This is a genomic window from Wolbachia endosymbiont (group B) of Protocalliphora azurea, assembly GCF_947251865.1.
GTDB lineage: Bacteria > Pseudomonadota > Alphaproteobacteria > Rickettsiales > Anaplasmataceae > Wolbachia.
In genome coordinates this window covers 796783-817223 of sequence record NZ_OX366394.1, presented here as the reverse complement: position 1 = coordinate 817223, position 20441 = coordinate 796783, and the positions used below count along the sequence as shown (strand labels likewise).

At 33.2% G+C, this 20441-nt stretch carries 15 protein-coding genes and 1 pseudogene; 11 read left to right on the top strand and 5 right to left on the bottom strand.

The window, feature by feature from the left end:
* Window positions 1-32: 32 nt before the first annotated feature.
* From OPR35_RS03865 to OPR35_RS03830, 8 genes are all read left to right on the top strand, one after another.
* Window positions 33-986 (top strand): NAD-dependent epimerase/dehydratase family protein, encoded by a 954-nt coding sequence (locus OPR35_RS03865; RefSeq protein WP_265024697.1) that lies wholly within the window; start codon window positions 33-35, stop codon window positions 984-986.
* A complete protein-coding gene (locus tag OPR35_RS03860; RefSeq protein ID WP_265024696.1) occupies window positions 943-3270 on the top strand; it encodes a glycosyltransferase in 2328 nt (775 codons plus the stop codon). The genes OPR35_RS03865 and OPR35_RS03860 overlap by 44 nt, the downstream gene beginning before the upstream one ends.
* The gene (locus OPR35_RS03855) at window positions 3231-4907 is read left to right on the top strand and encodes a WG repeat-containing protein (protein WP_063630622.1); all 1677 of its coding nucleotides are present in this window, start codon (window positions 3231-3233) and stop codon (window positions 4905-4907) included. The genes OPR35_RS03860 and OPR35_RS03855 overlap by 40 nt, the downstream gene beginning before the upstream one ends.
* 4 nt (window positions 4908-4911) lie before the next feature.
* Entirely contained in the window at window positions 4912-5901 is a 990-nt protein-coding gene (locus tag OPR35_RS03850; RefSeq protein ID WP_265024695.1) for a phytanoyl-CoA dioxygenase family protein, read from the top strand.
* Window positions 5902-7677: an ABC transporter ATP-binding protein gene (locus OPR35_RS03845; protein WP_265024694.1), complete on the top strand. Its 1776-nt coding sequence runs from the start codon at window positions 5902-5904 to the stop codon at window positions 7675-7677.
* A 1-nt stretch (window position 7678) separates the two neighbouring features.
* Complete coding sequence (locus OPR35_RS03840) at window positions 7679-8728, top strand: threonine aldolase family protein (protein ID WP_265025026.1); 1050 nt, start codon at window positions 7679-7681, stop codon at window positions 8726-8728.
* Complete coding sequence (locus OPR35_RS03835) at window positions 8725-9768, top strand: threonine aldolase family protein (RefSeq protein ID WP_265024693.1); 1044 nt, start codon at window positions 8725-8727, stop codon at window positions 9766-9768. The genes OPR35_RS03840 and OPR35_RS03835 overlap by 4 nt, the downstream gene beginning before the upstream one ends.
* A gap of 140 nt (window positions 9769-9908) precedes the next feature.
* Window positions 9909-11054: an MFS transporter gene (locus OPR35_RS03830; protein ID WP_265024692.1), complete on the top strand. Its 1146-nt coding sequence runs from the start codon at window positions 9909-9911 to the stop codon at window positions 11052-11054.
* Between the two features lie 17 nt (window positions 11055-11071).
* Here the strand turns inward: OPR35_RS03830 and OPR35_RS03825 are convergent, their stop codons facing one another.
* The 3 genes from OPR35_RS03825 to OPR35_RS03815 all read right to left on the bottom strand — a co-directional run bounded on the left by OPR35_RS03825 (window position 11072) and on the right by OPR35_RS03815 (window position 13827).
* The gene (locus tag OPR35_RS03825) at window positions 11072-12379 is read right to left on the bottom strand and encodes a UDP-glucose dehydrogenase family protein (protein WP_264374470.1); all 1308 of its coding nucleotides are present in this window, start codon (window positions 12377-12379) and stop codon (window positions 11072-11074) included.
* 47 nt (window positions 12380-12426) lie between these two features.
* Window positions 12427-13326, bottom strand: a complete 900-nt coding sequence (locus tag OPR35_RS03820; RefSeq protein ID WP_214303431.1) for a DMT family transporter — start codon at window positions 13324-13326, stop codon at window positions 12427-12429.
* Between the two features lie 303 nt (window positions 13327-13629).
* Complete coding sequence (locus OPR35_RS03815) at window positions 13630-13827, bottom strand: hypothetical protein (RefSeq protein ID WP_063630617.1); 198 nt, start codon at window positions 13825-13827, stop codon at window positions 13630-13632.
* Between the two features lie 781 nt (window positions 13828-14608).
* On the opposite strand from OPR35_RS03815, the gene OPR35_RS03810 reads away from it, so the two are divergent.
* The 3 genes and pseudogenes from OPR35_RS03810 (at window position 14609) to OPR35_RS07535 (ending at window position 18548) form a co-directional block, all read left to right on the top strand.
* Window positions 14609-15880 carry an MFS transporter gene (locus tag OPR35_RS03810; RefSeq protein WP_012482023.1) on the top strand — a complete coding sequence of 424 codons (1272 nt, stop codon included), beginning with the start codon at window positions 14609-14611 and terminating at the stop codon, window positions 15878-15880.
* Window positions 15881-15946: 66 nt separating this feature from the next.
* On the top strand, window positions 15947-17290 hold the full coding sequence (gene radA, locus OPR35_RS03805) for a DNA repair protein RadA (protein ID WP_265024691.1): 1344 nt from the start codon (window positions 15947-15949) through the stop codon (window positions 17288-17290).
* 317 nt (window positions 17291-17607) lie between these two features.
* Window positions 17608-18548 (top strand): annotated as a pseudogene (locus OPR35_RS07535) (IS5 family transposase).
* A gap of 357 nt (window positions 18549-18905) precedes the next feature.
* Here the strand turns inward: OPR35_RS07535 and OPR35_RS03785 are convergent.
* Entirely contained in the window at window positions 18906-19406 is a 501-nt protein-coding gene (locus OPR35_RS03785; RefSeq protein ID WP_265024690.1) for an ATP-binding protein, read from the bottom strand.
* A gap of 2 nt (window positions 19407-19408) precedes the next feature.
* A protein-coding gene (locus tag OPR35_RS03780) for an IS630 family transposase (protein ID WP_230608967.1) occupies window positions 19409-20411 on the bottom strand; the annotation gives its coding sequence in 2 pieces (ribosomal slippage) (window positions 19409-19900 and window positions 19902-20411; 1002 coding nt in all).
* Window positions 20412-20441 lie beyond the last annotated feature (30 nt).

Below are 20441 nucleotides of genomic sequence, written 5' to 3'. Positions count from 1 at the left end.
CAAATTTTCCTAGTTGTAGTGAGAGGGTATACATGGGGATATTAATAACAGGTGCTGCAGGTTTGATAGGGTCAACCTTGGTGAAAAAGTTAGAAAACCAGGGCCATGAAGTAATAAGCTGTGATATTAGGTTTCACAACAATCCACTCAGTTTTTTTTCAGAAGATATAGTACCACTACTTGCTCAGTGTACAGGAATTATTCATCTGGCTGCAATTTCTCGAGTTATACATGGTGAACTTTATCCTGAACTGTGTAGAAAAATTAATGTTGATGGTACAATGCAGTTTTTAGGGTTATGTAAGTCACTTCCAAATAAACCGTGGTTTATATATGCAAGTAGTAGAGAAGTCTATGGAGAGCAGAAGGAACTGCCAGTTACAGAATCTGCTAGTATCGATCCAATAAATAATTATGCCAAAGGTAAAGCATTTATTGAGGAACAAATAACAAGTTCAAAAGATTTTAATGTAGCAATATTACGCTTTTCAAATGTATACGGTGGTTTACTAGATCATAACAGTAGAGTAATTCCTGCACTCTGTATTAATGCATTAAGAGGTGATCCAATTAAAATAGAAGGTAAAGAATGCGTTTTTGATTTTACCTATTTGGATGATGTTATAGAGGGTATATGCTTAACTGTTCAATATTTACAAAGCGAAAAATCTTCTCTTCCTGCTATTCATCTTACTACTAATAGCCCATGTACTTTAGAAAACTTAGCAAAAACAATATTAAAAGTCACAAAAAGTGATTCTAGAATTGATTTTTATCCTCCAAGAAATTTTGACGTAACTAAGTTTCATGGTGATTTTACTAGAGCTAAAGAGCTACTTGGTTGGTCTCCAAAACATTCATTAGAAGTAGGATTAAGTAAATTTATAAAAAGTCTACAAAACAATACACAAGAATATCCTAACAATATAGATATGGTAATATATGAAAATATTAAAAGTTATTCATGGTTACCCTCCTTATTATAGTGCTGGTTCAGAGGTTTATAGCCAAACTCTTGCTCATGAACTAGCAAATAACAATGAGGTACAAGTATTTACTAGGTATGAAAATAGCTTTTTACCTGATTTTTATTACACTACAGTTCTAGATCGTAGTGATTCCCGGATTTTACTGCATTTAATTAATATACCTACAGCTAAATATCGTTATAAATTTATCAATGAAGAAGTAAATATAAAATTTAAAAGAATAATAGATAACTTTCAGCCAGATCTTATACATTTTGGTCATCTTAATCATCTATCAATTACTTTACCAGAAATTGCTTTTAAAGAAAATATACCTACAATTTTTACGCTACATGACTTTTGGTTAATGTGTCCAAGAGGAAGGTTTATTCAACGTAATTCTGAAGATTTGTTACGGCTTTGTGATGGACAAAAGGATCAAAAATGTGCAACCCAATGTTACAAAGGATATTTTACAGGAGATGAAGAATTCCTGAATTCAGACATAAATTATTGGGAACAATGGGTTGCAACTAGAATGAAGCACACAAGGAAAATAATAGACTATATAGATTACTTTATTTCCCCATCGAAATTCTTGATGGACAAATTTACTCAGGATTTTAATGTTCCGATAAACAAAATTTCTTATCTTGATTATGGTTTTGATCTCAATCGTCTTAAGAATAGAAATAGAGCACAAGAAAAAGAGTTTATTTTCGGTTATATTGGTACTCATACTTCCGAGAAAGGTGTTGATCTATTATTGAAAGCTTTTTCTCACTTATCATCTAAAGCAAAACTTAGAATTTGGGGAGCAGAAAGAGAAGAAACTAACGCTTTAAAAGCGATTACCGATCAATTTTTACCTATTGTTAAAGAAAGAATAGAATGGATGGGAAGTTATGATAACAAGAATATAGTTACTGACGTATTTAATAAAGTTGATGCAATAGTCGTTCCTTCAATTTGGGGTGAAAATTCACCGTTAGTAATACATGAAGCACAGCAACTTAGAATACCAGTTATAACAGCCGATTATGGTGGCATGGCAGAATATGTAAGAGATGGACTGTTGTTTAAGCACAGAGATGCAAGTAGTTTATCAGAAAAAATGCAAATCCTATCTACAGATCAGGAGTTATATAGTAAACTTACCCAAAAAGGCTATCCTTATACTAAAAATGGAAATATACCTTCTATAAGTGAGCATACTGAAAAACTTAACAAGATTTACCGTAATGCTATTAAAAAGAAAGGCAAATCAGTAGCTGTTAAACCCGGTCCTTGGAGAATTACTTTTGATACTAATCCAGATTACTGCAATTTTTCTTGTATAATGTGCGAATGTTTTTCACCATACAGTAAAGTTAAAGAAGAGAAGAAAGCTAAAGGAATAAAACCTAAGATACTATCAATAGAAACTATCAGAAAAGTAATTAAAGAAGCAGCTGGTACACCTTTAAGGGAAATCATTCCTTCTACTATGGGTGAGCCTTTAATGTATAAAAGCTTTGATGAAATAATCAATTTGTGCCATGAGTTCGGCCTTAAGCTTAACCTCACAACCAATGGTTCTTTTCCCATTAAAGGAGCTAGAAAATGGGCTGAACTATTGGTACCAATTTTATCTGATGTTAAGATTTCCTGGAATGGGGCAACTAAAGAAACTCATGAAAGAATCATGAAAGGTTCAAAATGGGAAGTAGTGACAGAAAACTTAAAAACTTTCCTTGAAGTTAGAGATAAATACTTTAGCGACACAGGTGAAAGGTGTACCGTTACTTTACAATTAACATTTTTGGAAAGTAATTTACATGAACTCTATGACATAGTTAAGATGGCCATAAAAAACGGCATAGATAGAGTTAAAGGACATCATCTTTGGGCACATTTTGAGGAAATTAAGGATCTATCTATGAGAAGAGATGAGTTAGCAATTAGTAGATGGAATACAGAGGTGAGAAGGTTATATGAGCTTAGAGATAATATGCTATTACCAAATGGTAAAAAGATAAAATTAGAAAATTTTACAATTCTTTCTCAAGAAGGTATTAAGGATTTGGCTCCAGGTGGTCAATGCCCATTTTTAGGTAAAGAAGCATGGATAAACAATGAAGGAAAGTTTAGTCCTTGCTGTGCTCCAGATGAACTCCGTAAGACATTAGGAAATTTTGGTAATGTTAATGAGGTTAAACTCGAGGAAATATGGCAGAGTAGTGAGTACCTAAGCTTACAAAAGAATTATTTAAATTACAAATTATGCAAAACATGCAACATGAGAAAACCTTTGATCAATTAATCAAAGATAATCTTAGATCTATTAAAATTTCACCGTGTGAGAGCTTTCACGAATTACTAGGAAATCCTTTGTATGAAAATAGGTTTATAAAGGTTGGTAAATTTCATGAGCCCGGTCTTGCACCGGTTTATGATCAGACAGGTGCTTATCATATCAATGTAAGAGGAGAAGCAGTTTATCATAATAGATTTCTAAAAACTTTTGGATTCTACTTTAATAGAGCAGCCGTAGAAGATGATACAGGGTGTTACCATATTGATTCATTTGGATGTAGAGTATACAAACAGTCTTATCAATGGATTGGAAATTATCAGGAAGATGCTTGTGTAGTTAGAAGACATGATAAATGTTTTCATATTAATTTAAATGGCAACAGGATTTATCAGGAGGAATATGATTATGTTGGAGATTTTAAGGATGGTATCGCTGTAGTCTATAAGGATGGTAAAGCTACACATATTAATCATCATGGAAAGTTAGTACATAATAAATGGTATAAAAAACTTAATGTTTTTCATAAAGGGTATTCTATTGCAGAAGATCAACATGGTTGGTTTCATATAGATATTAATGGTGATCCTGTTTACCAGCAGAGATTTAAAATGGTAGAAGCATTCTATAATGGGATGGCAAAAGTTGAAACTTTTGAAGGTCTGTTAGGACAAATCGATATTACCGGAAATGTAAAGTTTAGTATTTTTGATTTAGGTAAAGAATCTCAAGTGCATAGGATTTCTGCAGAACTTTCAGCCTTTTGGAAAACTTACCTAACAAGCATTGCTATTGAACTTGATTTGTTAAATATTTTACCTGCAACTATGCCAGTTTTATCTAAAAAGTTAAACATTATCGTACCAAATCTAGAAAGGCTGTTAAGGGCGTTGTGGGAAATAGGGTTTGTTGATTACGATAAGGACGAGGACTTATGGAAACTATCATCAAAAGGTAAGTGTTTTAAGGAAATACCATTTTTGCCAAAAGCAGCAACAATGTGGGCAAGAGTTGCCGCTGAAAAGAATTGGTTAAAGATTGCTGATATACTAAAACAGGAGTCAATCTCTTCATTTGAATCTTTTAAGGAAAGAGAAGCATCAGAAGATAAGAAAATAGCGTTTTACCAAGCATTGCTAGGATATTCTAGATTTGATACTAAAGAGTTTAATTCTAGGATTAATATAGATGGTGCTAAGAATATATTGCTATTTGGTGTACACTCTTTATTTCTTGCTTATTCTGATATACACAATAAAGGTTCTATAGGCCTATATAACGAACATAAAGTACCAAGACAGTTAGTAGAAAATTTAAAAGTCAAACTTATAACTCAGGAAGAACTATCAGTTACAAATTATGAATTAGGTGTCTTTTGCCGCTTTCTACAGCACTATGATGATGATAAAGTATTGTCTTATTTAAAATTGGTCAAAGGAATATCTCGTATTTTATTGATAGAAACTATTTTAGATTACCGCTCTCCAACTGGAGGCTCTGTAGATATTAATGTCATGGTTGAAACAGGAGGTAAACTAAGAACATTAAACGATTGGGAAAAAATACTCAAACAAGTAAAAGGATTCAAAATTTTTGCTGTTTTACCTTTAACAGATTACTTATCAGTTATTGATGTCAGGTGTTAATCACATGGAAACATTACAAAAAAATGGTTTTTTTATTATCAAAAATCTGGTTCCTTTAGAGCTAATAACTCAGTCTTTAAGTGATATAACAAATAAGATATCAAAGCTATCCCAAGAACTAAGTGTTTCAACTTCTGACTACTTAAACTGTACCGGCAGATGGGGCACGTCATCTCGAGTAACTAGAATTATCTCTCAAGCATTAGATAAAATTATTAAAAATTACCTTGAAAAGTCACTTCAGTTTCAGATACTGCAGAAAAAATCAAATGTTATATGTAAAACTGCTGATTTAATAGATGCAGTTCCCTTCCATCAAGACATCTCCTATAGTTTCAATGATCCTTACCACTTTTCTGTTTGGTTAGCTTTGAATAATGTAAGTGAAACTTCAGGTGCACTGCAAATTATAGAAAACAGTCATAAATGGGAAATACAGCCTTTAGTTGATTTTTGGTACCCATATTTTTTTGATCAGTACTCAAGTAATCGGGAAAATTACAAAATTAAGTCACTACCTATTTCAGCAGGAGATGCGATAGTTTTTGATTCACGGTTATGGCATGGTAGTGATAAGAATACAGATGCTAAAGATAGATTTGCTTATGTAACAAGGTGGATTATAAAAGATCAAGACCTTCCCTATGTGCCAAAACCTCAGCCTTCAGTTTTTGGTATACTCAATTGTGGTGAGTTAACAGAATCTATACTGAGAGAATGCTTGTCATTATTTTACTACCAGGAAAGTATAAAAGTGAAAAACATGGAAGAACTTATCAAGAGCTGGTTAGCCTTTATTACAGACACAACTACAAATATTTCTGAGATCGACACTACTGAGGCTAAGCGAGATTTATATAAGCTACTTATTCTGAATCGAGCATCAGCACTACATGATGCTGGAGACATCTCAGGAAAAATATACAAAAATTTATGGTTTTCACTACTTGTATTTCTCAATAAAAAAGTCAACGTAGTGGAGCTAGCATTATAAATGAACAGAAGTAGAGTTGATAGCTTCAAATGTGTATTGATGTTCATCTTGAATATAGTATCTAAATTCAAGCTTAATGTACTTATAATGTCTTTAGTTGCCCTGGTGGTAGCTGTTGATTTGTCTTTTAGAAAGTATTTAGTAAAAAATATTCTAGATACAGCTGTAAAATATCAGGAAGGTAATGTAATTGAAAATCTTTTATTACCTGTAAGCGCTTATCTTGGTATGGCATTACTTATCACTACTGCTTTTAGATTCTATGGCTATTTTGTTGACATTCAAATGTTTACCTTAATGCGTCAAAAGATAGCTGATATATCTTTTTGTAGGCTACTCCAACAAGACCATTCCTATTATCAGAACAATTTATCTGGAAGCTTAGTACATAAGGTCAGTAGCTTAATGGATAGTGTGATAGAGTTAATAAGATTGCTTATAGATTGTTTTTTCGGTTACAGTATAGCATTAGTCTTAGCTATTTATACCTTATCATTAGTAAACATAAAGTTTGCAATCGCTACATTCACTTGGGTAAGCATTTTTATTTTAGTCTCGATTTTCAGCTTTCGTGTGCTTACTGAATTAGCTGATAATTACTCTAAACAAAATTCACAGGTAATAGCTAGTATAGCAGATAGTATTTTAAATGTTATATCAGTAAGGTTATTTTCTCAGCAAGCACATGAGAGACACAAATTTTTTCAAATATGCAAGAAAAGAACTATTGCAGAGAGAAAATTACAATGGGCATACTTTTGTCTTTGGTTTATATATGGCTATTCATTTGATATACTCCAAGCAGTAAACTTGTACTTTTTAATTTATGACTATCAATTGAACAAAATTGCAATAGGAGATATTGCTCTTGTACTTGGAATTAATATATCGATTATAGAGTTTCTTAACCATCTAACTAGGAATCTTACGCAATTTTCTACTCATTTCGGCAAAGTTTCAGATGCATTGCCAATCTTGACTACTGTACCAGAAATTCAAGATAAGAAAAATGCTAAAGAATTAAATTTATTAAGTGGAAGAATAACGTTTAATAATGTTTCTTTTTCTTATGAAGGTCAGGAGCCATTATTTCAAGATTTCTCAGTTACCATTAATCCTTGCGAAAAGGTAGGTCTAGTTGGTTATTCTGGAGGTGGTAAATCTACTTTTATAAACTTAATTCTAAGGCTATTTGATGTTAAAAAAGGTAATATACAGATTGATAATCAAATAGTATCAGAAGTTACACAGAGTTCTTTGAGGCAACAAATATCTGTAATACCTCAAGACCCATTGTTATTTCATGATACTATTTTAGCAAACATCATATATGGTAGACTTCAATCTACTATCGAAGAAATAATGAGAGCTGCAAAGCTGGCTGGTATTCACGATTTTATTATGACTCTACCAGATCAATATGGAACTACAGTTGGAGAAAAAGGCATCAAGCTATCTGGAGGAGAAAGACAAAGAATAATAATAGCCAGGGCATTTTTAAAAAACGCTCCAATATTATTTCTCGATGAACCAACTAGTCAGTTAGATTCTATAACAGAAAAAACAATTCAAATGAGTTTATTCAAATTGATGAAAAATAAAACTACGATTACTATAGCACACCGTATTTCTACACTTTTACACATGGACCGAATTCTAGTATTTAACAAAGGAAAAATTGTCCAAGATGGTAAACATGCTGAATTAGTTTCTAAGCAAGGTCTTTACAAGGAACTTTGGAATGCTCAAATTGGTTGTTTGAATGGCAAAAAATAAGATGGAAAAAATTATTGATCTGAGAAGTGACACTACAACTCTGCAGAGCTCCAACGTTATACATGCAATAAGTAATGCAACTGTTGGAGATTTTGCTTATGGTGAAGACAAAAGCTGTAATGACTTATCAGAATATTGCAAACAATTATTCAAAGTAGAAGAAGCATTATTTGTAACCAGCGGTATGCTTGCAAATAGATTAGCCATTGCCAGTCAAACAAGTCCTGGTGATGAACTAATAACTCATTATAATTATCACGTTAATTTTTTCGATAGTGCAGGCAACGCAAAAGTAAATAATATCGTATTTAATTGTATTAGAAATAATAGCGGAATCTTAGATGTTGATGAAGTAGAATATGCTATTAATTCTAAGCCGAGGTATAAAATTTTTGCTCAGGTGAGTCTTGTTTCTATAGAAAATAGTATAAATGGGTTTAATGGTAAAATTTATCCTTTTGAAAAACAAGTTGAGTTATATAACTTTTTAAAAGCTCACAATGTAAATCTTCATTTAGACGGTGCAAGAATATTTAATGCTCATATCGAAACAAATATTGCTTTAGCAGATTATGCTAAATATGTGGATACAATGAGCTTTTCTTTTACTAAAGGACTTGGCGCTCCTTTTGGTTCAATGCTTATGGGTAAAAGAGAGATAATTGAAAGGGCTAAAAAGCTACAGGTTTGGCTAGGTAGTGGTTATCATCAGATAGGGTATTGTGCTAATGCAGCAAAATACGTACTACAGAATAATATCTCTAGGCTTAAAGAAGATAATAAGCTCGCTAAATTGTTTGCAGATAAGATTAAAGAAATTCCACACATAAAACTGGTACTACCTTATCCAGAAACTAATATAGTAAGCTTCAGTATAAAAGCACTAAATGTAACTAATGAGGTTTTCTTGAGTAAGTGCCAAGCTTATGGTTTATTGCTTTTTCCTTGGCTCGAGTCTCATATAAGAGCAGTTACCCATCTTGGCACAAAGGAAACAGAAATCATGAAAGCTGCTGAAATTATAAAGGAGGTTGTGTTAAATTTAATATGAGAATAAAAATAGATTTCTTTAGCGATTCAAACACTGACCCTTCAGCTAAAATGAGGGAAGCGATGGCTAAAGCAAAAGTTGGAAACGAAGCTGCATGTGAAGATCCAACTGTGAACGAATTAGTGGCAACCGCATGTAAAATATTAGGTAAACCTGCAGGAATCTTTTTGATTTCAGGAACGATGTCCAATGTAATTGCTTATAAAGTACACATTCAAAGACCTGGTGATTACTTGCTGCTTGATGAAACTTCACATCCGCTCATAGTACAATCTGGCTTGATCGCAGCCCAGGCACATGCCACTCCTTTGCCCATCAAAGGTACGAGAGGAATATTTACTGGAGAACAAATTGTTGAGTTTATTACTCGTCCTAGTTTAAGAAATATTCCGAGAGTTGGGCTTGTTTCTATCGAACAAACGACAAATTTTGGTGGTGGAGCTGTGTGGCCTTTAGAATATATTCAAGAGATCTCAAGTCTCTGCAAAGAGAATGACGTATTCACTCATTTAGATGGAGCAAGACTGTTCAACGCTTGTGCTCATACTAAAATATCTCCAAAGGAGTATGCAAGTTATTTTGATTCGGTATTCATTGATTTTAGTAAAGGATTAGGTGCTCCAATGGGCGCAGTATTGCTTGGAAGTGAAGAGTTTATTGAAAAAGCTTGGTACTATAAGTTTCAAATTGGCGGAGGTATGCACCAAGCTGGCATTATTTCAGCTGCATGTTTATATGCTCTACGTAATAATGTAAATTCTTTAGAAGAAGATCATAAAAAAATGCAGCACCTTATAGAAGGCCTAGACTCCATAGATCAAGTTATAATTGATATCGACCTGTATAAAACTAATATAGCGTATTTTTCATTACGTACTAATTGTATATCTACTCAAGAATTAATAAACGTACTAATGACAAATTATGGAATTAGAATGGCTAACATCAAAGGTAAAATCAGAGCTATAACACATAGAGATATAAGCTATGAAGATATTAATACTACTGTATCTGCTATAAGAAAGATACTAAGTAAGTAATTTTCTGCACTAATTGTTTGCAAACTTCTTGTCAAACAATATTATACCAATATAGTATTATGCTAGCATCTGCATAGAGCTATTTGGGAATAGGTGTGAACTTTGTCTTCTTTCAATATTTACTATTCTTCTGTGGATATATGCTGCTTTATTTATCAAGACAAAGTATACCAATTGCTCTACCACTGTTAATAGATACTGACCATGTAAAATTAAGCTATTTTTTTGCCTGCTTTTCTTTTTTTTATGGAGTATCAAAATTTGTTAATGGAATAATAATGGACTCCAAAAATAATCCATTATTTATGTTTGGGCTATGCAATATTGCAACTGGATTATTAACCATTGGTATAACTTTATCATATAATAATCTAACTTTATTACTGTTAACATTAATATTATTAGCTTGGACACAAGGGTTAGGTTGGCCAGCTATTACCAAGTTTATGGTTACAAACTCTAGCATCTCTTCAATTGCATCATCATGGGGAGTTATGAGCGCATCTCAGCAACTTGGTTCTTGTATTACTTTAATTGTATTACCAAGTATAATTAAAATATATGATGCAAAAAGTGCATTTTTGTACTCTGGTTTCTTATGCTTACTTTTTGGAATTTATATAATATTAAAGGCATATTACAAAGAAAGTGCCAACTTTACTACCTATTATAAGGTGCAGAAATCTCAAATAGGTATCAAGGTAACAAGTTCCATATGGTTTCTATGTTGTGCTACTTTTTGTGCTTATATTATAAAAATGGGAATCTTCTTTTGGTTTCCTATAATTTTAAAGAATAAATTACAAATTTCTCTTGTACAATCCTCACTAATAACAGGCGTATATGATTTAGGTGGAATCCTTGGAACTTTAATAACAGGAAGAATTAGTGATATGTACTTCTTTCAAAATAGAAGCTTGCTGGCATCACTTTATATGTTGGGTATAGCACTAACTTTTATTGCAATGAACTTTGGTCAAAACATAATTCTTATGAACCTTGGTGCAATCTTATCAGGATTCTTTATATTTGGAGTGCAAGTACTGACAGGTGTTATAGCTGTAGAAATTGCTCCACAAAATAATGTATGTGCAATTGTAAGCTTAACAGGATTATTTGGGTATATTGCAAGTTCAATATTTTCATGCGTGCTCTTAGGAGTACTTGTTAAGCACTATGGTAACAGTATTATGTTTTCATTTTTTTCCATTTGCTCTGTTGTTGCACTCGTTTGCTTTTCCATACTATCAAGCAAAGATCTAAAAAAACTAAGTAAAGCGGTGTAAAAAAAATTTCTCAACAGTTAAACTTTGTAGATAGATTTTTTACCCAAGGAATAAACATGGTAACCATATCTTAGTAATAGCTCGCTATCTAATAAATTACGGAAATCAAAAACATTAGGTGCAGCCATAATACTCTTTAAACTTGCAAAATCTTGATTTTTAAATTCTTTCCACTCCGTTAACAATAACAAGGCTTCCGCGTCCCTTGCAGCCCCTATAGCATTGTCCGCGTATTCTATATCCTTTAGAACTTGCCTAGCATTATCCATCCCCATTGGGTCATATGCAGTAATTTTAGCCTTGTTATTCACTAACAATTGTGCAATATCTATAGCTGGGCTATTTCTTACATCATCAGTACCAGACTTAAAAGTTAGCCCCCATATTGCTATTTTTTTATTTTGGACTCCATTTAATACATATTCTACCTTTTTAGCAATGTTTGTTATATGATTATAGTTAGATTCTTTAACTGAATTTAAAATTTGTAGCTTAACATTGTGGTCTTCAGCAAGCCTTAATAAAGCTGACAAATCCTTAGGAAAACATGATCCTCCAAATCCTGGACCAGCTTTGAGAAATTCCTTACCTATTCTATGGTCCATTCCCATACTGTTAGCTAAAAGGTCAATGTCTGCTCCTAATAGCTCACATAAACCTGCCATCTCATTGATAAAAGCAACCTTTGTTGCTAGAAAAGCATTAGAAGCATATTTAATCATTTCAGCAGTAACTGTATCAGTGACTATTAACGGAATATTCTTATCTATAAATGATCTATATATAACTTCTAGTTTTGCCCTAGCTAGCTTAGTTTTTACTCCTATTATTATCCTATCTGGGTATAAAAAATCTGATACTGCAGAGCCTTGCTTGAGAAACTCTGGATTAACTCCTAAATCAAAGTTATAGCCCTTATTAGATAAATAATTATGTATATTTTCTGCAGTACCAGGAGGAACAGTTGACTTTATCACTATTAAGCAATCTTGATTAACTCTCTCAGAAACTTCACTTACTGCATTATATACATTCTTTAAATTTGCATTTCCTAGGGAGTCTGATGGAGTATCTACAGTTATAAATACTACTTCTGTATTGGGATTTATTTGAAAATACGAATCGAAAAATCTTATCCTTTGTGACTTTATATTATTCTCTAAATAATCTGCTAATCCAGGTTCATATAAGGGAATTTTCCCTGATTTCAAAAGTTCAATCTTCTCAGTATTTATGTCAATGCAATCAACTTTATGGCCCTGCTCAGATAACATTGTACCAGATACTAATCCTACATACCCTACTCCTATAATAGTTATGTGCATTTTATTATCACCTTAAAAATATAGCTTAGCATCTAAAATAAATACCATTAACAATTATAAACTTTTGTTGTTACATTATTTTTCTTAATTGCCTTACCTTCCGAATAAGCTATAAATAAGGTTGATGGTATTAATATCAAAGTACCATATAAAGCACTTTTATCAGGTAATTCATTAAATATAACGTATGTTACTATTGCAGAAATTATTAGCTCTATGTATCTATACGGTGCAAGTGCAGTAGCATCAGTAAGAGCAAAAGCTTTTAACATGAAGAACAGAATTAGGTTTGAACTTATTCCTAAAATCAGCAGTAATACTAACTCCAACAAGGAAGGCATATGCCAATAAAATAACAAAGGTGGAGTAGAAAAAATAGTTGTCGTTAGAGCTGAATAAAATAACATACTTATTACTGACTCTTTTATTACAAGTTTCTTATTAAGTATGTCTAATATAGCAAAGATTAATGCAGATACAATAAAAATAAGAATTTTAGGATTAAAATCTTCACTATGAGCTTTGGTAGTAATAGCAATACCAACAAAGCCAATAACAGTTACTATCCATCTTTGCCAAATTATATTTTCGTTTAGCAAAGGGATTGCAAGAAGTATAACAAATAATGGTATAGAAAAACTTATAATCGTTGCAGTTACTATGGGGAAAACAGTCAACCCGTAAGTCCATAAGGTCATTCCACAAAACAACAACCCACCCCTGGTTATTTGAGTAGATATTTGACTTGTTTTAAAAGTTTCTATTCCATAGTAAAACATAAAAGGTACAAGGGTAATAGTGGTAAACAGAAAGCGGAAAAAAATTATTTCAAAACTCTGAAGATGTAAACTTAGATATTTTGATATAGTATCATTAGCTACACTACTAAGTAAGCTAAGTATAAACCAGATAACCCCAAACAAATAAGCTCTCAATCTGTAATCCATAAAGCTTCTGATTTAATAGATACGATGTACTCATATAATTTTACTACAAAACTAATAATATAAAAGTTTTCTGATGTACGTCCCCAGAATGTGATCGTAAGGGTTCATTATAAATAATTCGGGAAATTTCGTCTCTTTAGACATATTAAGAGCTATGTAACGAACGTTTATATTTGTGAGTAATAGTAAGGCTCAAGTAAGGAAAATGCTAGTGAGGTAAAGTAGAATAACGTTGATTTGATAATTTAAGCTCATTCCCTCTTGCTACATCTCTCTTTAAATATCTCCTCTTTTGCAGCAGGTCTATAGAATTATACAGAGTATTTTATCTTCCAATACAGGCAATCTTGACGTTCTTCCATGGCATTTCTTCTGTTCTTGAACTTTTTCCCACTCTGGGCGCACTTTTTCTACAATCTTTTCGAATTCTTCTATTTTCAAACCTGTTACATCTCGAAAATTTCTCGGATGTTCTTTTAGATTATGGTAGTTTAAGCTCATCTTCCCTCTCTATTCTCTTGCTATACCTCCCTATTTTATAACCATTCCTACTCTTTTGCAGCAGGTTTAAAGAAATACTAAAAGCAAAAGATACGCTTGCGTAGTTCGAAAGCTTTCTATAGGATAAGTCTCACCTGATTTACAAATAGAATTGTTATGTTAGATGTTTGCTATTTATTCTTAAGCTCATTTTAACAGCATTTTGCTTTTTTTAGTATGTAGGGGTTTTCTAGGAATTATCCTATTGAATTCTATGATATTATTTTTTGTAACATTGTTATACATATCATAAGGATAACGCTATACTATTTATCTTCGTCTGTGCAGATTAAACGACAAAAGCATAACGCAGTTGTCGTCTTATTTTTAATTTTTTGCACTATGTGCATCTTATTTCTTTACAAAACTTCCAGTTTTTTAACCATATAAGCTGAAACGGGCTGTTTAAGACAGGCCAATTTTCAGGATTAGAGCTAGCTAATAGGGGGTTTCTTTTGTCTTTTTTCTACTTGGTAAATTTCTTGATATTTGTAGCTAAAGTAATTTAAGAGAGGTGTCATCCCAGTGTCGGAGCACTGGGATGACAAGAAAAGGAGTACTGGAATGACACATTCCACCATGTCATTCCAGCGGATGACCAGATTTTTTTATTTGATCCCAGACTGGCTGGTTATGCAAGTTCCAATTTTAATAATATTTACATATAAGCCATACGCTTGAGTTGCAAAGTTCTAAAAAGCAGCCAAAATAAAAATAAGTAGACATTTACAAATTAAACTAAGTGTACAATCAACAAACAAGAGTATTGATTGCAACAATACTCTGTAGAATCGCAATATGGTATGACCATATGCTCTTTATTGATCTGGTTAATATAATTAGTAGAGAATTTTGTTATGCAAAAGATATCTACTACAGCATATTGCAATTGTTTGGAATTGCAGGAATGGGTGCAATGGTAAGACCACTTGGTGCATCTGTATTTGGTCACATTGGTGATAGGTATGGAAGGAGAATGGCGTTAACGATTGCTATCTTGCTAATATCAATTCCTTCTAGTCTCGTTGCGTTTATTCCAAGTTATAGTAAAATAGGAATAACCTCTACTATGTTGCTTCTTACAATCCATCTGATACAAGGGGTTGCACTTGGCGCTGAGCAAGGAGGTAGCTCTGTTTATCTCATAGAGCATTTACCTAATAAGAAAAAACTAGGAATGTTTTTTGGAATAATAAGTTTTGGTCGCTCTATTGGCATATTGCTCTCTGTGGTTGCAGTGATCATCTGTAAAAAAACCACTGATTTTAACGCTTGGGGTTGGAGGCTGCCGTTTATTTTTTCAGCCATTTTAGGATTAATAAGCGCATATAGTATATATACACTAGGAGAAACTCCAGTGTATGAAAAAAATCGAGAACAAAGAAATTTACCTAATTTACCAATAATAGAGCTTACAAAACGCTATAAAAGAGCCCTGATACTTGCCATTTTAATATCTGTACCTGTTAATGTTGCTGTTGGATTTACCATATTTCTTAGAACAATTGCAAAAGAAATAGTGTCTGTTGAAACTTATGTAACAACGTATGTCAACGAAGTTGTACTCATTATAACCAGTATATTAATGCCGATATCTTCAATAATGCTTGGAATTTTAGCTGATAAAACAGGAAGAGAACGCACTGCAATCTTATTTATAGTGATAACAATGGTATTATGTTGTCCTATGTTATCTATTGCATATTACTATAAAAGCTATCTTATAATCATGTTGAGTGTTATGGCTCTTTCTATAATCGAGAGGGGTATTAATCCTATAGGGATAGTTACTGCTGAGCTTTTTCCTACTAATGTTAGATTTAGTGGTGTGAGTTTATCACGTAACATTTCTTATGCCCTGCATGGTGGATTTACTCCTATGATATGCACTGGGTTTACTATAATGTTTCCTAAAATAGACTTTGCTGCTGGGCTTTATGTAATTTTTTGCTTATTAGTCAGCTTAGTAGCAATATTGCAAATAAAACCACAAGATAAAAAGTGTGATTGGTAATTTTCTCTATTTAAATTTATTTCACTTATTTAGCTAATTTTTATTAGAATTATAATTTTGGCTTTTATGAAAACTGCATACGTATGTCAATTCTGCGGTCATAGCACTGGAAGGTGGGTAGGAAGGTGTATTGCATGTGACAGTTGGGATACGGTTGTCGAAGAAATAGTACTAAAAACAGAAACGAGAAGTACATCTGCACCAATTTCAATAAAAGCGTTATCAGATAGTGAAATTATTACCCCCGATCGTTTTTTAACAGGAATAGAAGAGTTAGATAGAGTTTTTGGTGGAGGTATCGTTCAAGGTGCTAGCATTTTAATTGGTGGTGAACCTGGAATTGGCAAATCTACTCTTTTGCTTAGGATTGCAGCTAATGTTGTACAACTTTCCTCTTTTGAATGTCTTTATGTATCTGGCGAGGAATCTTTAGAGCAAGTGAGCCTCAGAGCAAAGCGTCTTAAGATAAATGAACCTAAAATTAAGCTTTTATCTACAGTATCTTTAACTGATGTAGTAGCAACAATAAGGAAAAATAAAAGTATTAAGTTCTTGATAATTGATTCTATACAAACTATGTATGATAGCAAAGTCACATCAGCACCAGGAACTGTAACTCAAGTCCGTACCTGCGCTCATGAATTGACTGTTCTTGCAAAGCAATATAGTGTTTCTCTCTTAATAGTTGGCCATATAACGAAAGATGGACAAATAGCAGGACCTAAAACCCTGGAGCATATGGTAGATACAGTACTATATTTTGAGGGTGAAAATAGTAATCAATATCGCATTTTACGCACTATTAAAAATAGATTTGGCCCTGCAAATGAAATTGGTGTTTTTGAGATGTCTGAAGCAGGACTCATGCCTGTTGATAATCCATCATCATTATTCTTGACCGTACATGATAGAGAAGTAGTTGGCAGCGCCGTATTTGCAGGAGTTGAAGGCTCAAGACCAATCTTAATGGAAGTGCAAGCATTAATAGCAAGGACTAATATGGCAACTCCAAGAAGAGCAGTAGTTGGTTGGGATATTAATAGATTAGCTATGATAATCGCGGTTCTAAGTGCTCGTTGTAAAATGTTTTTGCATGATAAAGAAGTATACCTAAACATTGCGGGAGGACTCAAAATACAGGAACCATCAGCTGATCTTGCTGTTGCTGCTTCTCTTATTTCAAGTTTAGTAAATTTACCGCTACCAACTTCTTCAATAATCTGCGGTGAGGTTGCACTTTCAGGAGAAATTAGAAATGTTTCGCATGCTGATCTCAGACTAAGGGAAGCACAAAAGTTAGGATTTAAAAAAGCGATTATGCCTAAAAATGGCAATTATTCTTCTCATGATATTGAGATAATTAAGCTTGGTCATATAAAAGAGTTAAAAGAGATCTTCAATCACAGTTAAATATTATCTGCATGAACATTTTGCTTGCGAGAAGGATGTCTTCCATAATGTCATTCAAGTAGCTGACACTGGCTTCTTTTTTTCTGGATTCCAGACTGGAATGACACCATCATACCTGTTGGAGTATGTATGTAGCCTTATCTCACACTCCTGTCATGCCAGTGCCCAGACACTGGCATCCAGTCTTTTCGTCATCAAAAACATTGTAAAGTGTTTAGCTGGATTCCAGCAGGCTTTGTTGCACCACTCAAGGAAAGAACAGGCAGTTACTGATGGAATTTGTTATAAAATAGATATTTAGCCGACAAAGGAAAAATATGCCAATAAGAATGAAAGTCAGTAACTGCAATGAATATAACAAATTTCTTCAAGAAAGGGGAAATGTTTTTCATTATATCAACGATGCCATTGAAAATTGGTACGAAAATAGTCCAAAAGTAGCAGGTGGCAACAATGTCTACAGCGACAAAGTAGTGATTCTAATTCACATAATAACCTATCTATTCAGGATTGGTCTTAGGCAAACAGTGGGATTTATAGAGAAATATCTTGAGCAAATAGGGAAAATTTTGCAAATTATCAGCTATTCGCAGGCTTCAAGAAGGTTTAAAAAGCTTAATATCAAAATCAACGACTGCAGAGTTGATAAGAACGATATGGAAGATATTGAAATTGCTATAGATAGTACAGGTATCAGCATCTACAATAATATTCCAGGCCATAGTAAGGCAAATGGTACAGATAGAAAGTATCGCCGCTATGAGCAAACAAGATGTAATGCTAGAGATAGGTAGTAAAAAAGTTATAGCTGCAAAATACAGTAGTGGAGTTTATTCCGACCACTATGGAGCCTGTGATCTTATTGAAAGAGTGGATACCAAGTATAACATAAGCACGATATATGCAGATAGATCGAAAGAAGTTATACAAACTGTGCGATGAGCTTGACATAAAGACAAGGATTCCTCCGCAAAATAATGCAGTAGAGCATCCAAAGTTGGATTATATGAATGAGAGAAATTCTACAATCAAGCTCATAAAGTCATATGATGAAGATGGTATGAAGAGGTGGAAAAAAGAGATAAATTATTGGAAGAGATCTTATATAGAAAGTTTTTTCTCGCGACTGAAGCAAATATTTGGATTTAGTTTTAGGAATAAATCTGAGATTAATCGTGAGAAGGAACTGCTACTCAAGTGTTATTTGCTTAACAAATTTACTGAAATAGGCATGGCTAAGTTTGATATAGCTTCATGAATTTATTATACATTACCCACTATCCGAAGAGCTGTGCAACAAAGCCATTCCAGCGTCACGCGCTGGAATGACATTAAATGATTTTTCTTTGAATTTGAGTTATGCAAGCAAGCCCCTTTGTTGTCATGCAAGTAGCCCCTTCGATGTCACCCGAGTAGCCCTCTTCCTGTCATCCCAGTACTGGGATCCAGCCTTTCTTACCAACAAAAAACTTGGCATAACTTGCGTGCTCAAAAAATTCCTGGATTTCAGTACTGGAATGACACCCTTTTAGAAGTTCCTTCTGGATAAAAACTATTGTCAAGCACTGGAATGACATGATTCGACTTGCATGACCAGACTGTGTAGTAATTCTCTTTATTCCTCGATTTGCCACTTACTTCCTCGAGAAGATACATCACTCAATGAAGAGCTTACTGATGAACTTCTAGATAAGCTTCCAGATGATAGCCTTGTATCCTTGTTTTTAGTTTTTCCGTTACTATGTTTCTCATTCTTCTTATCTTCAATGTTATGTTCCTTCTTAAATCTTTCACATAAAGTGAAAATAGGAGTGCTTTTGCCTTTACTTTTCTCCTCTCGTATATACTTGGCTAAACCAATCAGATTTGCTGGTGAAAAACCATTAGTACTCTTTACAATAGTTTCAATATTTAGAGGGCTTAATTCTTTGAGATATTCTTTTAGTATTCCCCTACGCGTACTTTCTTTATCCAGCCCAGGAACCTCAATACACTCCAAACGACCACCCCTAGTAAACGCAGGATCTAAATGATCCTTATGATTAGTTGCAGCAATCACCATTATATTTTTTGAGGATAAAAACTCTTTATCCAATTTAGTGATACCAAATTCCATTACTAATCGAACAAATAAGAAACATTACAAACTCGTTTAATAGTAGTGCTGGAAATACTGACAATAAAATTACACAGAACATCTGCAAGTAAGCCTATGGTATCGTAGACTCTGTTACGTAAAGTATTGTATTTGATATATTGCCACAACCTCTCAACAGGATTCAGTTCCGGTGAATAAGGAGGCAAGTATATAATGGTAATGTTTTCCTGAAATTTCAAACTTTTTGATCTATGCCAACTTGCACAATCCATTACAAGAAAGGCTTTTTTCGTGCCTAAATCTTTCGACATCTGCTCCAGAAATATATTCATACAATCAGTGTTTACATATGGAGCAAGTAGGCTGATTTTCTTACCACTTCTTGGATTTACCGCACTGTAGATATAGAAATTTTGTCTACCAATTTTCATTTTAACCTGCGTTCTGACCCCTTTTTTAAACCATCCGTGTCCGATTTTTGAATGAGTTCCAAATCGTGATTCATCAAAAAAACACCTCTTTTTCAGGGTGGGAATTGACTATTTTATTGAAGTATTTTTTAAACTCTTCTTGCTTGTTTTTATCTTGTTTATGGTGCATTGGCCTCGGTGTTATATAAGAAAATTTCATCCTTTGTATCTCACGGTGCACTGTTGATTTGCTAATGTTTAGGCCAAATTCCTCTGAGATTTTTATCTGCACTTCCTTAATAGTAATATTTGGATTTCTTTCTACCCATATTTCAATTTGCTCACGTTGATTTTTCTTTAATTTGCTTTTTCTTCGCCGCTGAGACGGGGCAAATAATCTTTCTACTCTACCAAATTTTAGATGCTTTATCCATTCAGTCAAAGCAGTCCTTGAAATTTTACATATTCTTGCCACAGCGCTTATACTACTTTCTTTTCCTGCTATCACCGCTTGTAACTTTTTTGAAACATATGCGTTATTTCTGACCTTTTTTAACATTTCTTTCGCCAAATTTACAACTTTTTCGTCTAATAGTTTTGACCTTAATGCCATTTATACCTCTCTATTTTATCTACTTTATTA

Bases quoted from the DNA above. Each gene is read 5' to 3' on its own strand.
- OPR35_RS03865 (WP_265024697.1), top strand. From the start codon at position 33: ATGGGGATATTAATAACAGGTGCTGCAGGTTTGATAGGGTCAACCTTG.
- OPR35_RS03860 (WP_265024696.1), top strand. From the start codon at position 943: ATGAAAATATTAAAAGTTATTCATGGTTACCCTCCTTATTATAGTGCT.
- OPR35_RS03855 (WP_063630622.1), top strand. From the start codon at position 3,231: ATGCAAAACATGCAACATGAGAAAACCTTTGATCAATTAATCAAAGAT.
- OPR35_RS03850 (WP_265024695.1), top strand. From the start codon at position 4,912: ATGGAAACATTACAAAAAAATGGTTTTTTTATTATCAAAAATCTGGTT.
- OPR35_RS03845 (WP_265024694.1), top strand. From the start codon at position 5,902: ATGAACAGAAGTAGAGTTGATAGCTTCAAATGTGTATTGATGTTCATC.
- OPR35_RS03840 (WP_265025026.1), top strand. From the start codon at position 7,679: ATGGAAAAAATTATTGATCTGAGAAGTGACACTACAACTCTGCAGAGC.
- OPR35_RS03835 (WP_265024693.1), top strand. From the start codon at position 8,725: ATGAGAATAAAAATAGATTTCTTTAGCGATTCAAACACTGACCCTTCA.
- OPR35_RS03830 (WP_265024692.1), top strand. From the start codon at position 9,909: ATGCTGCTTTATTTATCAAGACAAAGTATACCAATTGCTCTACCACTG.
- OPR35_RS03825 (WP_264374470.1), bottom strand. From the start codon at position 12,379: ATGCACATAACTATTATAGGAGTAGGGTATGTAGGATTAGTATCTGGT.
- OPR35_RS03820 (WP_214303431.1), bottom strand. From the start codon at position 13,326: ATGGATTACAGATTGAGAGCTTATTTGTTTGGGGTTATCTGGTTTATA.
- OPR35_RS03815 (WP_063630617.1), bottom strand. From the start codon at position 13,827: ATGAGCTTAAACTACCATAATCTAAAAGAACATCCGAGAAATTTTCGA.
- radA (WP_265024691.1), top strand. From the start codon at position 15,947: ATGAAAACTGCATACGTATGTCAATTCTGCGGTCATAGCACTGGAAGG.
- OPR35_RS03785 (WP_265024690.1), bottom strand. From the start codon at position 19,406: ATGGAATTTGGTATCACTAAATTGGATAAAGAGTTTTTATCCTCAAAA.